This is a genomic window from Micromonospora sp. HNM0581, from assembly GCF_012726175.1.
Taxonomy (GTDB): domain Bacteria; phylum Actinomycetota; class Actinomycetes; order Mycobacteriales; family Micromonosporaceae; genus Micromonospora.
In genome coordinates, this window is sequence record NZ_JAASAD010000003.1 from 122,382 (window position 1) to 136,136 (window position 13,755).

General features: G+C 72.6%; 14 protein-coding genes and 1 pseudogene. 2 read left to right on the forward strand and 13 right to left on the reverse strand.

The genetic code is table 11. From position 1 onward, the window contains the following. Positions 1-11: 11 nt before the first annotated feature. Positions 12-521 carry a flavin reductase family protein gene (locus tag HCA58_RS05915; protein WP_091075688.1) on the forward strand — a complete coding sequence of 170 codons (510 nt, stop codon included), beginning with the start codon at positions 12-14 and terminating at the stop codon, positions 519-521. A gap of 3 nt (positions 522-524) precedes the next feature. Here the strand turns inward: HCA58_RS05915 and murI are convergent, their stop codons facing one another. The 13 genes and pseudogenes from murI to HCA58_RS05980 form a co-directional block, all read right to left on the reverse strand. Beyond that, positions 525-1,325, reverse strand: coding sequence for a glutamate racemase (gene murI / locus HCA58_RS05920; RefSeq protein WP_169596981.1), 801 nt, complete (start codon positions 1,323-1,325; stop codon positions 525-527). Between the two features lie 14 nt (positions 1,326-1,339). Then, positions 1,340-2,032, reverse strand: a complete 693-nt coding sequence (locus tag HCA58_RS05925; protein ID WP_169596749.1) for an HAD family hydrolase — start codon at positions 2,030-2,032, stop codon at positions 1,340-1,342. Between the two features lie 181 nt (positions 2,033-2,213). Next, positions 2,214-2,756: pseudogene (hisG, locus tag HCA58_RS05930) on the reverse strand (ATP phosphoribosyltransferase); the annotation flags it as partial. After that, entirely contained in the window at positions 2,753-4,618 is a 1,866-nt protein-coding gene (locus tag HCA58_RS05935) for a prolyl oligopeptidase family serine peptidase (RefSeq protein WP_169596750.1), read from the reverse strand. The gene HCA58_RS05935 and the pseudogene hisG, both read right to left, overlap by 4 nt. Positions 4,619-4,628: 10 nt before the next feature. After that, on the reverse strand, positions 4,629-5,429 hold the full coding sequence (locus tag HCA58_RS05940) for an HAD family hydrolase (RefSeq protein ID WP_169596751.1): 801 nt from the start codon (positions 5,427-5,429) through the stop codon (positions 4,629-4,631). Further along, positions 5,429-6,610, reverse strand: coding sequence for an MFS transporter (locus HCA58_RS05945; protein ID WP_169596752.1), 1,182 nt, complete (start codon positions 6,608-6,610; stop codon positions 5,429-5,431). The genes HCA58_RS05940 and HCA58_RS05945 overlap by 1 nt, the downstream gene beginning before the upstream one ends. Beyond that, the gene (locus HCA58_RS05950; protein ID WP_169596753.1) at positions 6,607-6,984 is read right to left on the reverse strand and encodes a hypothetical protein; all 378 of its coding nucleotides are present in this window, start codon (positions 6,982-6,984) and stop codon (positions 6,607-6,609) included. The genes HCA58_RS05945 and HCA58_RS05950 overlap by 4 nt, the downstream gene beginning before the upstream one ends. 19 nt (positions 6,985-7,003) lie before the next feature. Next, complete coding sequence (locus HCA58_RS05955; protein ID WP_169596754.1) at positions 7,004-7,693, reverse strand: SDR family oxidoreductase; 690 nt, start codon at positions 7,691-7,693, stop codon at positions 7,004-7,006. Next, positions 7,686-8,396: a phosphoribosylaminoimidazolesuccinocarboxamide synthase gene (locus HCA58_RS05960; protein WP_169596755.1), complete on the reverse strand. Its 711-nt coding sequence runs from the start codon at positions 8,394-8,396 to the stop codon at positions 7,686-7,688. Before HCA58_RS05960 ends, HCA58_RS05955 begins: the two co-directional genes overlap by 8 nt. 21 nt (positions 8,397-8,417) lie before the next feature. After that, the gene (locus HCA58_RS05965) at positions 8,418-8,969 is read right to left on the reverse strand and encodes an NUDIX domain-containing protein (RefSeq protein ID WP_169596756.1); all 552 of its coding nucleotides are present in this window, start codon (positions 8,967-8,969) and stop codon (positions 8,418-8,420) included. Positions 8,970-9,028: 59 nt separating this feature from the next. Continuing rightward, positions 9,029-10,459 carry an adenylosuccinate lyase gene (gene purB, locus HCA58_RS05970; protein WP_169596757.1) on the reverse strand — a complete coding sequence of 477 codons (1,431 nt, stop codon included), beginning with the start codon at positions 10,457-10,459 and terminating at the stop codon, positions 9,029-9,031. Between the two features lie 6 nt (positions 10,460-10,465). Then, on the reverse strand, positions 10,466-11,476 hold the full coding sequence (locus HCA58_RS05975) for a beta-ribofuranosylaminobenzene 5'-phosphate synthase family protein (protein WP_169596758.1): 1,011 nt from the start codon (positions 11,474-11,476) through the stop codon (positions 10,466-10,468). Further along, a complete protein-coding gene (locus HCA58_RS05980) occupies positions 11,473-12,456 on the reverse strand; it encodes a phosphoribosylaminoimidazolesuccinocarboxamide synthase (protein WP_346775885.1) in 984 nt (327 codons plus the stop codon). The genes HCA58_RS05975 and HCA58_RS05980 overlap by 4 nt, the downstream gene beginning before the upstream one ends. 83 nt (positions 12,457-12,539) lie before the next feature. Between HCA58_RS05980 and HCA58_RS05985 the strand changes: the two genes are divergently transcribed. Then, complete coding sequence (locus HCA58_RS05985; protein WP_169596759.1) at positions 12,540-13,727, forward strand: amidohydrolase family protein; 1,188 nt, start codon at positions 12,540-12,542, stop codon at positions 13,725-13,727. The last annotated feature ends 28 nt before the right edge of the window (positions 13,728-13,755 follow it).

Sequence of the window (13,755 nt, forward strand, 5' to 3'; positions counted from 1 at the left end):
GAGGGCAGCCGATGTACGAGCAGACCGCCGAGCTGGTGCCGGTTCGGCCCGGATCCGGCACGTTCCGGCAAGCGATGTCCGCAGTGGTCGGCCCGGTCACCGTCATCACGGCGCGTGACGAGCAGGGTGAGGCGTACGGGTTCACCGCCAGTTCGGTGGTGTCGCTCTCGGAGGACCCGCCGCTGCTGCTGGTCTGTGTGGACCGCAGCGGGCGTTCGCACGACCGGCTGGTCGCCGCGCAGACGTTCTGCGTCAATGTGATCGGCGCCGACGGTCGCGATCTGGCGCTGCGGTTCGGCTCCAGGCGCGTCGACAGGTTCGCCGGGGTCGAGGTCGAGAACCTCGACTCCGGTACGCCGTCGCTGCCGGTCGCGATGGCGCGGATCCTCTGCCGGGCGTACGGGCTGCGCGACGGCGGCGACCACACGATCGTCCTGGGCCGGGTGACCGGATACGTGCGCCGCGACACCGACCCACTGGCCTGCTGGAACCACGATCTCGTGGCCGTACGGCGGGTGTGACCACTAGGCCGCCGCAGTCGTCAACACCATCGCCGGAGACAGGCCGAGGAAGCGGGTGGTGAGCCGCTCGAACGGCGCGACGTCGCCGGTGGCGAGGAATCGGTGCCGGGCCGGTTCGTCGCCGGCCGCGCGTGCCACCCGACCCTCGGCGAGCATCCGGTAGACCGTCTTGGCCGTCTCGTCGGCGCTGGACACCAGCGTGACCCCGTTGCCCATCACCAGGCTGAGCAGCCCGGCCAGGAGCGGATAGTGCGTGCAGCCGAGCACCAGCGTGTCCACGCCGCCCGCCTGCAACGGCGACAGGTAGCGCTCCGCGACGCTGCGCAACGCCGGGCCGGACGTGATGCCCCGCTCGACGAACTCGACGAACCGGGGACAGGCCACGCTGGTGACCGACAGGTCCGGGGCGGCGGCGAACGCGTCCTCGTAGGCGCCACTGGCCACGGTGGCGTGGGTGCCGATCACACCGACGTGGCCGTTGCGGGTGGCCGCCACCGCCCGCCGCACCGCCGGTCGGATCACCTCGACGACCGGCACCGCGTAGCGTTCCCGGGCGTCGTGCAGGCAGGCCGCGGCGGCGCTGTTGCAAGCGATGACGAGCAGCTTGACGCCCTCGTCGATCAGCCGGTCCAGGCAGGCCAACGAGTAGCGGCGCACGTCGGCCATCGACTTCGACCCGTACGGGACATTCACGGTGTCGCCCAGGTAGAGCAGGCTCTCGGCGGGCAGCTGATCGGCGAGGGCGCGGGCGACGGTGAGCCCGCCGACGCCGGAATCGAAAATTCCTATCGGCCTGTCGGGCACCACGCCTCCCGGTCTCAGAAGTGGTCGAGCAGCTCGGGGAACCGGGTAAGGGTGAGCACGCCCGGATCGGGGTCCAGCTCCTGGTGCTCCAGCACCCAGGTGTTCTCGTTCGGGATCAGCACCGCGCCCATGCCCACCTGGCGCGCCGGGTGGATGTCCGACTTCGGGGAGTTGCCGATCATCCAGGTGGTGGCCGGGTCGAGGCCGAGTCGGCCGAGCAACGCGCGATAGTCGGCGGTGCGCTTGTCGTCTACGATGTGCACACCGGAGAAGAACCGGGCCAGACCGGACGCATCGTATTTCTGCTGCTGCTCCGCCAGGTTTCCCTTTGTGAACACGTGGAGGTCGTGCCGGCCGACCAGCTCGCCGAGCGTGTCGGCGACCCCAGGGATGAGCTCGACCTCGCGGTCCACTAGGGCGCGTGCCAGCTCCTCGATCTGCCGCCGCTCCTCGGGGGTGCCGGGCCGTTCGCGCAGCCGCTCGAAGCAGGCGTGCAGGCTGCGCAGGAACATCGCGCTGCCGAAGCCGTGCGTGACCGCGTTGGCGCGCTCGATCTCGTCCAGCAGGGCACGGACCTCGACCCGGTCCAACGTCGGGTGGGAGAGCCATTCTATGAACACGTCGATGACATTCTCGAAGAGAACGTTGTTTTCCCACAACGTGTCGTCCGCGTCGAAGACCAGGGTCAGGCCTGGAGACCTTCTCATAACTTCCGGCTTGCCTCTCGAATGAACGTTCGCCGATTCTATCATCGCCGGACGAACACCGTGTCCCCGACCGGAAGCGTTCGGCGAGGCAGTCGGCGAGATTCCGCAGCCGGACCGAACCGGCCCGGTGCGGCACGGCCACCAGCACCGATTCGGGAACGATCAGTGGAGCGCCGACCGCGCGCAGTCCGTGCGCGGCGAGGGTCCGGCCGGAATTTACCACGTCGGCCACCGCGTCGGCGATCCCGGCGTGCACGGCGACCTCGACGGCGCCACTCATCGGCACCACCCCGGCCCGCACGCCCAGCTTGGCCAGATGCCGCCTGGTCAGGGTGGTCAGTGCAGTGACTATCCGCTTGCCGTGCCACGTCCGCGGGTCCTCGTCGGTACCGGGCGGCACGGCGAACCGGACCACCGAACGGCCGAAGCCGAGCGGCAGCAGCTCGCGCAGCTCGTGGCCGGAGTCGGCGACCAGGTCGCGGCCGGTGATGCCCGCGTCGACGTACCCTCCGGCGATCATGGCGGGAATGTCCCGGGCCCGCAGGTAGAGAATCTCGGCGGACCTGATCGGGTCGGCGCTGAACAGCCGCTCCCGGGCTGGCGCGAACGAGAACCCGGCGGCGGCGAGCAGACGGGCACTGTTCGCGGCGAGGGTGCCTTTGTTCGGCACCGCGATGCGCAATAGGGGGGTCGTTCCCGGTGCCACTCCTGCGGTTCTGCTCATGACAATTCCGCTCCGTTTCCCGGTAGGAGAAATCCGAATGCAGAGCCGTACAGGTCGAGTTCGGCGCGCAGACACTCGGCGACCACTCCGGGGTCGCGGAATCCGTGCCCCTCGTGCCGGAAACGCAGATAGCGCACGGGCACCGACGAACGGCACAGGCGTTCCACGAACCGGTCGGCGTCCCGGGGCAGGCAGATCGCGTCGCGGGCACCCTGCACGAGCAGCACCGAACCGCGGATACGGTCCGCGCAGGCCATCGGCGACCGGTCGGTGACCGCGTCGCCGATCAGCCAGTCGGCGTACCGGGACTCGAAGTCGTGGGTGGCCGCCGCCCAGGACGCCGCGTCCAGCACCGGGAAGGAGACCGCGGCGGCGCGGAACAGGCCGGGTTCGTCCACCAGCGCGCGCAGCGCGGTCCAGCCGCCGGCGCTGGTGCCGCGGAGGGCGAGCCGGTGCGGGTCGGCCCGGCCCTCGGCGATCAGCGCGCGGGCGACGGTGGCGCAGTCCCGGGCGTCGGCGATGCCCCAGCGGTGCCGCAACCGGTCCCGATACCCGCGGCCGAAGCCGGTGGAACCGCTGTACTGGACGTCGGCCACGCCGATGCCCCGGCTGGTGAAGAACGCGATGGCAGCCTCCACCCCACCGGGACGACTCCGGCTGGTCGGGCCGCCGTGCGCCTGGATCAGGTAGGGCGGGTTCTCGCCGGGTGGGCCGGTGACCCGGGGATGGCACGGCTCGTAGACGTAGGCGTGCACGCCGGCGTAGGTGCGATGCACCGGCGGCGGCAGGTGGCCGGCGGGGACGCCGGGCGTGGTCCACAACACGTCGGTGCGGCCGCCGCCGGTCAGCACGACGGCCGGCGGGCGGCCCGGTCCGGCGGCCACCGCGGCGATCCGGTTGCCCGACGCCGTCACGGACTGCCAGTCGGTCCAGCCGTTCAGATCCGGTCCCGCGGCGGTCAGGCCACCGTCGGCGCCGAGCACGCTGAGCCGGCGGGCGCCGGTGCCGTGCGCAGCGGCGAGGGTGCCGCCGGGCAGCGCGGCGACCGTGCTCGCGCCGATCCGCCACAGCGCCTCGCCGAACTCCTCGGGGCGCGGACAGATCGAGTGCCAGCGGTCGTCGTCGTCCACCCGGTACGGGTTCCACCAGCCGTTGCGGTCGCTGACCACCACGAGCGAGCGGCCGTCGACACTCCACTCGACCTGGGTCACCGACTCGTCCGGACCGGTGGCGAGGCGCCGGACGCCGGTGAGGCGGCCGTCCGTGGCGATCCCGGCGACCATCACGTCGGTGCGTACCCACGGCATGTCCGGGTGGTTCCAGCCGGTCCAGGCGACCCGGGCGCCGTCCGGGCTGACCCGGGGGCCGGTGAGGAAATCGTGGGTGCCGGCCAGGACGCGTTCCGACCGGCTGCCGTCCAGCGGCACGGCCACCAGATGGCGGCGCACGCCGCCGCTCTCGCGCAGACACCACACCTCGTCGCCGCGGATCACCGGGTCGGCGTAGCGTCGGTCGCCGCTCGCCGGTCCGAGGGCGACGACGGTGCCGTCCGGGACGTGCCGGTGCAGGCGCTGGTCGTCCCAGTGCACGAAGACCGTCTCGCCACGCGGGCCGGCGGTCCACGGGCGCCCGCCGTACTCCTGGTAGGCGGTACGGACGTCCCAGCCGGGCGGCAGCACGTCGGTGACCCGTCCCGGTGCGCTGGCGGTGAGCAGGTGGTTGCGGCCGTCCGCAGGATCGGCGGCCACCCAGCGGACCCAGCCACCGGCGAAGCCGGTCCAGTCCACGGTGCGGGGTGCCTGCGCCGCGTCCTCGGCCCGCCATCCGGACGGCCAGGAGCCGTACGGGACACGCAGGGACATGGGACTCCTCTCAGTCGACGGCGGCCCCGGCCCCGAGCAGCAGGGTGACGAACGCCGCGACGGCGTCCTCGTCGTTGCCGGGCAGCAGGTGCGCGGCTACCGCGCGTACCGCGGGTTCCGCGTTGGCGGGTGCCGCGGACACGTCGGCCGCGGCCAGCATCGGGATGTCGTTGAGCCCGTCACCGGCGGCGGCGACGAAGGTGGCACCCAGCGTCCGGGCGAGCCGGCACATCGCCGCCGCCTTGCCGGCGTGGGGCGGGTTGACCTCCACGTACCGGCCGCCGGACGCGGTGACCTCGGCACGGTCGCCGAGCACCCGCTGCACCCGGGCCACCTCGGCCGGTCCCGCCCGTTCCCCGGTTCGGACCAGGATCTTGGAGGCGGTCTCCCGGCCGGTGAAGGTGGTGACCCGGCGGACGTCGTTCCAGTGCACGGCCGCCTCGGGCGGAAAAGGGTCGCGCAGCACGGTGGCGTCCGCCAGGTCCAGCGCGTACGTCCAGGACGGGCAGTGGGCGGACAGGTCCCGCACGAGGTCGCCGACCAGGTCCGACGCGAGCCCGGCCAGCCGGACCGGCGCCTCGCCGGGCAGTTGCACGAGCGCACCGTTGCTGTACCCCCAGCACGTGGTCGCCGGGATCGCCGCCCGGACGGCGGCGGGCACGTCCCGGGCCGGCCGGGCGGTCAGGACCGCCACGGCCAGCCCGGCCGCGCACGCCTGGCGCAGCGCCGCCGCCACTCCCGGCGCCACGGTCCCGGCCGGATCGAGCAGGGTGCCGTCCAGGTCGAGGCAGAGGAGGCGGCGGCCGGCCATCAGGACACCGTGACCTTGACCCGAGACGTGTGCGCAATCCAGAAGACGGCGATCACGGCGACGCCGAGGAAGGCGAGGCCGCCGACAGTGAGCGCGGCGGCCCGGGTGCCCGCGGTGTCGCGGACCGCGCCCGCCACCGCGGCGCCGATGCCGGAGCCGACCGCGAACAGGGTGACCAACCAGGCGAAGGCCTCGACGATGGTGCCGGTCGGTGCGAGTTCGTCGGTCAGGGTGAACGCGATCACCAGTAGCGGCGGCAGGAAGAACCCGGCGACGAAGACGATGACGGCCATCATCCAGACCGGGGCGAGCGTGCCGACCAGCAGATAGGCGGTGCCGAGGCAGGCGCTGATCACGACGATCCGGGTGGCAGCCGGTGTCTTCCACGCGATCCGCCCGTTGATCAGCGCGCCGATGAACGCGCCGAACGCGGAGATGCCGAGCAGCACGCTGGCACCACCCCACACCTCGGTCTGCTCGGCGTAGGACACCAGGATGATGCTCACCGCGCCGATCGGGATGACGGTGGCGGCGATCCCGACGAGCATCAGCACGAGCAGGGGGCTGCGCAGCGGGCCGAGCAGCCCGGCGTTGGACGCCGCGCCGCGCCACTGCCGTGACGGCGGCGAGCTGGCGAACACGGCGGTGCCGGCCAGGCACAGCACTCCGGTGAGGACCAGCGCGACGACGGGCGAGGCGACCGCGACGGTCAGCGCGATCAGCAACGGCCCGGTCACGAAGATGACCTCCTGGCCGACCGAGTCCAGCGAGTACGCGCGTTGCAGGTTCTTCTCCCCCACCAGGCCCGGCCAGAGCGCGCGCAGGCAGGGTTCCAGCGGCGGGGTGGCCAGGCCGCAGAGGGCAACCCCGATCAGGACCACGGCACGGTTGTCGGGTGCCGCGGCGACCGCGATGATCGACAGCGACGACACCGGCGCCGAGACCGAGAGCACCGTGGTCTGGCCGCGCCGGTCGATCAGCCGGCTGAGCGCCGGGCCGCCGACCGCCTGCGACACGGTCAGCACGGCCAGGGCCAACCCGATAAACCGGTAGCCGATCCCGCTCTCCCGCAGGGTGAGGGTGAGTGCGAGGGCCACCATCGAGGTGGGGAGCCGGCCCACAACGGCCGCGCAGAGCAGCCGGGTCACCGCGGGCAGGCGGAGCATCGCGAGGTAGGTCAAGTGGCTTTCCGTTCGGAGAAGTGCACCGTCAGGGCGGCGAGGCCGGTGGTGTCCAGGGTGAACCGGACGTCGGCCGAACCGCTCCGGCGCCGGTGCGTGGAGTTGTCGGACAGGGGGATCCAGAGCCAGCCGTCGTCGAGCAGCGTGCGGCCGATGATGTCGACTCCGGTGAAATGCGGGATAGCGCGGGTCACGTCGGGCGAGACGTCGTGCACGTCCACGCCGCAGACCGCGCCGGCGGCATCGAAATTTACCCAACAGAGCAGGCTACGCCGGACCGACCGGGGCGGCGAGGCGTCGGTCGCCTCGTGGAGCACCACGTGCAGGGTCCGGGTCTCCTCGTCCCAGGCCACGAGCGGCGTCCGGACCGTCATGCCACTGCCTCCCCGGCTCTCATACGTACTGCAGGCGGTTTAGGCCGGTGACCGGCGGCGGGTCCAGTAGGGCGGGCCGCAGCTCGATCTCGCCGAGCACCATGTCCGGCGGGGTCGCGGCGGCCCAGGACACCACCGAGGCGACCGACTCGACGCTCATCTTGGTGTCGGCGAAGTCGTCGTCGAAGTTGCGGATGGCGCCCGGGTTCAGCAGCGTGGTGCGGACCCCGTGCGGGCGTTCCTCCATCAGTAGCACCTCGGCCACCGCACGCAGCGCCGCCTTGGTCGCGCAGTAGGCAACACCCTCCTCGAACGGGCGGACGCCCGCGTGCGAACCCATGATGACGATGTGCCCGCCGGCCGCGCGCAGCTTGGGCAGGGCCACCTGGACCACGCGTACCACCGAGGTCAGGTTGACCGCGACGGCCTCGTCCCAGTCCTTCGGGTCGAGGTCGGCGAGCCGGCCGAAGCCGCGGGTCACCGCGTTGAGGACCAGCAGGTCCAGCCGGTCGGTGTCGGACAGGACCTCGGCGGCGGCCCGGCTGACCGCCGGGCCGTCGGCCAGGTCGGCGAGGACGGGGTCGTCGTGGTCGGCGCAGGAGTTGCGGTTCAGGCAGCGGACGAGGTAGCCGTCGGCGAGCAGCCGGGTACGGATGGCCCGGCCGGTGCCGCGGTTCGTCCCGGTCACCAGTGCGATCCGCTCAGCCACGACGCACCAGCTCCATCAGCTCGCGCCAACGGGCGATGATCTCAGCGGCCGGCGCGCCGCGCCGGAACAGGTCCTTGTCGTAGGGCGTGCCGTCCGGTGCCCGCAGCCGCATGCAGTCCGGTGAGATCTCCGAGTTGATGACCAGACCGTGGTCGTCGTCCGCCGCGACCACGAGGCAGAAGTCCCACAGTTCCAGGGGTTCCAGCCGGTCGCACAGCAGGCGGTTGCAGCTCAGCGCGATCTGCCGGTACGCGGCCACGTCCACGCCGAGGTCGCGCAGGTAGTCCTCGCCGATCGGCTGGTCCTCCGGGTCGGTGCGGTAGTCGAACTTGACCACCGGCGGGTCGAACCGGTGCCCCTCCGCGTACAGGCCGGGGTACTTGCGGATGGTGGAACCGGTGGCCCGGTTCTTGACGATCACCTCGAACGGTACGGAGGGCCGATAGTCGGCCAGGTAGGTGACCGGGCCGAGCCGTTGGTGGAACACCGTGTGAACGCCGTCGGCGGCGAGCAGGCCGGACACGTGCTCGAAGAAGTCCAGCCGCAGTTCGGCCGTGCCGTCGACGAGTTCGTCGCGGTCGTACGTGAAGCTGCGCAGCGACGGGATCATCTCCACCACGCAGCGGCCAGGTTCGACGAGCCAGATCTTCTTGCTGCACCCGACGATGTCGGGGTCGCCGGTCGGCAGGGCGAGGTCGGTCACGGCGTTGCACTCCTTCAGGTTTCAGCGTTCCTGGTCGAACAACTCCCCCACCCGGGTCAGGAACTCGGTCAGGTTCGGCTCGGTCACCAGGTCGAACGCCTCGGGCAGGGTGAGCCAGCGCAGTTCGGCGGTCGGTTTCTCCGGGCGGGCCGCCTCGGGTGTGGCCGTGGCCAGGACGAAGCGCAGGTCGGCATGCTCGTGCGCGGGTTCGGTAGCGCTGGCGGGCACCGGCAGCACGGCGACCTGCCGCACCGCGCTGTCCGGCCAGGGCGTCACGTCGTCCAAGCCGGTCTCCTCGCGGGCCTCCCGCAGCACCACGTCGAGGGGGTCGCGCTCGCCCGGGTCGCCGTGCCCGCCGACCTGCAACCACGCCTGCATCCGGGCGTGCCAGCGCAGCAGGACCCGGCGGGTCGGCGGGTGGACGATCAGGGCGGACGCGGTCAGGTGCACGGGCAGGTCCCGCGACCACGGATCGCTCTGGTCGAGCAGGGCGAGCGTCCGTTCCTTGTCGGTGGTCTCGGCGGTGGTCGCGGGGTGGTAGGCGGTCAGCAACCGGACCGTCTCGTGCTGCATGGAACTCCTTATTGGAGGAGGCCTTCGTCCGCATACGGTAACCACCTGGTTACTACCCCTCACAGCAGGGCGGCGGGGCGGTATCCGGCGGCGTCCGGGTCGGCGGTCACCTCCCGGTCGATCCGTTTCACGATCCCGGCGATCTGGTCGGCCGCCGCGCCGGTGAACAGCAACCGGTTCGCCAGCAGGGCGTCCAGCTCCGTCCGGCCCAGCGGGAAGCGTTCGTCGGCGGCCAGCGCGTCCAGCAGACCGTTCTCGCCGCCGCGCGCACGCAGCAGGCCGGCGTGCCGCACGGCGTGCTCCTTGATGATCTCGTGCGCGGTTTCCCGGCCCTGCCCGGCGCGCACCGCGGCGAGCAGCATCCGGGTGCTGGCGAGAAACGGCAGGTAGCGCTGGAGTTCCAGGTCGATGACGGCCGGGAACGCCTGGAACTCGTCGAGCACCACGAGAACGGTCTCCAGCATCCCGTCCAGGGCGAAGAACGCGCTGGGCAGCGCGGTGCGGCGGACGACCGAGTCGGAGACGTCACCCTCGTTCCACTGGCCGCCGGCCAGTTGCCCGGTCATGTCGGCGAGACCACGCAGCACGACCATCAGGCCGTTGATGCGCTCGCAGGAGCGCATGTTCATCTTGTGTGGCATCGCGGACGAGCCGACCTGCCCCTCGGCGAACCCCTCGGAGGCCAGCTCGTGCCCGGCCATCAGCCGCAGCGAGGTGGCCAGCGACGACGGCCCGGCGGCCACCTGCACCAGCAGGCTGAGCACCTCCCAGTCGAGCGACCGCGGATAGACCTGGCCGACGCTGACCATCGCCCGGGTCACCCCGAGGTGGGCGGCCACCCGGTCGTTCAGCCGGCCCAGCCGATCCCGGTCGCCCCCCAGCAGGTCGAGCATGTCCTGCGCGGTGCCCACCGGCCCCTTCACCCCCCGGATCGGGTACGCGTCCAGCAGGTCGTCCAGGCGCCGCACCGCCAGCAGGATCTCCTCGGCCACCCCGGCGAACCGCTTGCCGAGGGTCGTCGGCTGGGCGGGCACGTTGTGGGTACGGGCGGCCATCACCGTGTCGGCGTACTCCGCAGCGAGCCGCCCGAGCCGCGCCAGCACCGCCACGCAGCGGCGGCGGACCAGGGTCAGGCTGTCCCGGATCTGGAGCTGCTCGACGTTCTCGGTGAGGTCACGCGAGGTCATGCCCTTGTGGATGTGCTCGTACCCGGCGAGCCGGTTGAACTCCTCGATCCGGGCCTTCACGTCGTGCCGGGTGACGCGCTCGCGCGCCTCGATGGCGGCCAGGTCCACCTGGTCGAGCACCACGCGGTAGGCCGCGACGGCCTCGGCCGGCACGTCCACGCCCAGGTCGGACTGGGCCTCCAGCACGGCGATCCAGAGGCGGCGCTCCTGCACCACCTTGCGCTCGTCGGTCCAGAGTTCCACCATCTCCGGCGACGCGTAGCGCGCGGCCAGCACGTTGGGCACGATCGGCTTCTCAGGCATGTTTCCTCATCGCTGTGGCACATGGTCGAGCGTGAGACCACGGTTGTCGGCATGGGTGACCCAGTAGTCGCGCAGCAGGCCCTTGCGAAGCAGGGACTCCGCCCACGCCTCGGCCGCCCGCGGGTCACGGGCGAACGCGAAGCAGGCGGGCCCGGTCACGCTGAGCGCGACGGCGTCGACGGCGGGCGAGGCGCGACCGGCGGCCAGCACGTCCTCGACGGGCCGGCCCTGGAACATGATCTGTTCCCGTTTGAAGTGGCTGGTGAAGGTGATCTCGTTGACCGCGTCGCAGAATCCGTCGAAGTCGTGCTCCGCGACGGCCGGGGCCAGCCCGAGGAACACCAGCTGCGCGGTGCGCCGCGCCTCCTCGGACGGGATCGGGGTGACCCGCTTGAACCAGTCCAGCTCCTGCTGGCCGCCGAGGTGCCGCCCGTGGGTGATCAGGATCAGCACCGGCCACGGCGGGAACGGCAGGCTCACCACCGGCCGGGGCACCGGTGCGGGCGGCGCGTAGCGGCTGGGCCGCAGGAACGCGGCCGGATCGGCGGCCATCTCCGGCGGGTTGCGGTGGCCGCCGTCGACCAGGAAGCCGCCGGTGGCCGCCAGCCCGGTGCTCGCACCCGAGGTGCGACCCCGGCCCAGCAGGCGGGAGAGCTCCGGCAACTCGACACTCCGGCCACAGATCTCGGCGTACGCGCGACCGACCGCGAGCAGCGTGGCCGTCTTGGACCCGAACCCGGTGTGCTGCGGCAGCGGCCTGGTCAGGCGCACGTCGACGGGCGGGCCCTCCCAGCGCTTCTCCAGCGTGGCCAGGGCGGCGAGCAGGCCGGCCGCGGTCTCCTCGGCCGCGCCGCTCACCCGGGACGCGCCGGGGACCGGCTGCACCTCGGCGATCAGGCCGGGCCGGCGGACCGCCATCGCCGCGATGCCGTTGCGGCGCAGCGACCCGGCGTCCAGGTTGATCAGGGTGAAGCTGAGGCGGGACGGCCCGGACACCCGGACCGCTCGCGGGGTCACCGTCCGCTCCCGGCACCGGCGGCGACGGCGTCGTCGTAGCGCCGGGCGGCGGCGGTGAGCCGGTTCCGGGCGGCGGCCGTCCCGGTCGTCCACAGCTCGGCGAGGGTGGCGTAGACGTCGGCGACCGCGCCGATCGTCTCCGGGTCGAGCGGCGCGGGAGGCGCCCACTCGGCGCGCGGCACCCCGTCCCGGACGTACGCCTGGACGCGGTCGCGCAGCCCGGGGTGGATCGCGCGCAGCAGCTCCTTGCAGACCGGCGTGTCGCCGAGGTAAAAGCGGTTCTCGTCCGGGGTGCCCGCGTGGTCCACGATCATCAGGCGGCGGTCGTCGTCGTACCCGAACTCGGCCTTGCCGTCGACCAGGGTGAGCCCGATCTGCTCGCAGCGTTCGCCGACGGTGGCGCAGACCCGGCGGGCGGCCGCGGTCAGCGCGGTCAAGTCGTCGGGGCCGACGCCACCGATCCGGGCCGCCTCGGCGCGGGTGAGGAACCGGTCGGTCTCCTCGAACTTGCTGGTGAACTCGACCATGTCGGCGGCGAGCCGCCCGGTCACCGGGTCGGGCGCGGGCACGTCGGCGGGGTCCAGCGCTCCGGCCGCGATCCGCCGGTGCACGGACGACTCGGGGCGCAGCTCGCGCCGGTAGACCACCTGGAGCGGGATCAGCCGGGCGGGCCCGGTCGGCCGGGTGCCGCTCAGGTCGCGGCCGAGCAGCCTGATGCGGATGGTGTCCGCGGCGACCTGCTCGACGAAGTGCGTGGCGAGCCCGGCGTCGTGCAGCAGGCCGAACGAGTGCACCGCCATCGCGCAGGAGGCGCGCCCCTTGCCCGGGATCCGGTCCGGCATCACACCGTGGTCGAACACCGAGTATCGGTCGGAGAAGGTCATCAGGGCGTCACCGGCCCGCCCCTCGGCGGGCGGCACCAGCACCCGAAGGTCCTTTGTCGACCACTGCTTCACAAGCGCCTCCGCGAGCGTCGTCACGACTACCGACAGGGGGACGGTTCACGGACGCCGGGCGTGACAGAGTGGACGGAACTTTCGCCGTCCCGGACAAGGATTCCGACGTGAGCACACTTGCCGTCGTCAACGCCGCCGCCGTCTTCTCGGGCGATCTGGCCGCACCGATGCTGACCGGTGCGGACACCGTGCTGTGCGCGGACGGCACAGTGGTCGCCGCCGGCCCGGCCGACACGCTGGCCGACGGGGTGGCGGACGCGGACGCGGTCCTGGACGCCGCGGGCGGCACGGTGGCGCCCGGCCTGATCGATTCACACGGCCACGTGACTTTCGGCGACTGGACCCCCCGACAGCAGACGGTCGGCTTCCTGGAGAGCTACGTCCACGGCGGGGTGACGCGAATGATCTCCGCGGGCGAGGTGCACGTCCCGGGCCGCCCCCGCGACCGCGAAGGCGTGAAGGCCCTGGCGGTGGCCGCGCGAGCGTCGTTCGACGCGATCCGCCCCGGTGGCATGCGGGTGCACGCCGGCAACGTCCTGCTCGAACCCACGCTGGACGAGAGCGACTTCCGGCACCTGGTGCGGTGCGGTGTCTGGCTGGCCAAGTTCGGCTTCGGCGCGTACACCGACCCGCTGGACGCGGTGCCGCAGCTGCGGGTGGCGAAGAGCTGTGGTCTGCTCGTGATGTGCCACGCGGGGGGCGTCAGCGCGGCCGGCTCGGGCGCCCTGCGCGCCGACGCGTTGCTGCGGCTGGACCCGCACGTCTGCGGGCACGCCAACGGCGGCCCGACCGCGATGCCGGACGCCGACGTGGACCTGCTGATCGCGGAGAGCGCGATGGCCCTCCAGGTGGTGCAGGCGGGCAATTTGCGGTCCACGCTGCGGCTGGTGCGGCGAGCCGCCGAGCAGGACGCGCTCGCACGGGTGGTGGTCGGCTCGGACACGCCGTCGGGGTTCGGGGTGATGCCGCTGGCCGTCCTCAAGACCGTGGTCGAACTGACCTGCCTCGTACCGCTCGACCCCGCCGTCGCGTGGGCCCTGGCGACCGGCAACGTGGGGCGGGTCTGGGGGTTGCCGGCCGGGCGGATCGCGGCGGGCGCGGCGGCGGACCTCGTCGTGTTGTCAGCGCCGCGGGGCGGGATGGCCGACGACGCGGCGGGGGCGATGCGCAACGGGGACGTCCCGGCGATCACGGCGGTGGTCACCGACGGGCAGGTCCGGGTGCTGACCAGCCGGAACACTCCCGCGCCCGCACGCCCCGCGGCGCTGACGCAGCCGGGCACGAGGCCACGCTGAACCACCACCACCTCCCGGCCAGACCGGG

Coding starts and splice junctions, on each gene's coding strand:
- purB (WP_169596757.1), bottom strand. CDS start 10,459: ATGCCTGAGAAGCCGATCGTGCCCAACGTGCTGGCCGCGCGCTACGCG.
- HCA58_RS05935 (WP_169596750.1), bottom strand. CDS start 4,618: ATGTCCCTGCGTGTCCCGTACGGCTCCTGGCCGTCCGGATGGCGGGCC.
- HCA58_RS05915 (WP_091075688.1), top strand. CDS start 12: ATGTACGAGCAGACCGCCGAGCTGGTGCCGGTTCGGCCCGGATCCGGC.
- HCA58_RS05925 (WP_169596749.1), bottom strand. CDS start 2,032: ATGAGAAGGTCTCCAGGCCTGACCCTGGTCTTCGACGCGGACGACACG.
- HCA58_RS05965 (WP_169596756.1), bottom strand. CDS start 8,969: ATGCAGCACGAGACGGTCCGGTTGCTGACCGCCTACCACCCCGCGACC.
- HCA58_RS05950 (WP_169596753.1), bottom strand. CDS start 6,984: ATGACGGTCCGGACGCCGCTCGTGGCCTGGGACGAGGAGACCCGGACC.
- HCA58_RS05940 (WP_169596751.1), bottom strand. CDS start 5,429: ATGGCCGGCCGCCGCCTCCTCTGCCTCGACCTGGACGGCACCCTGCTC.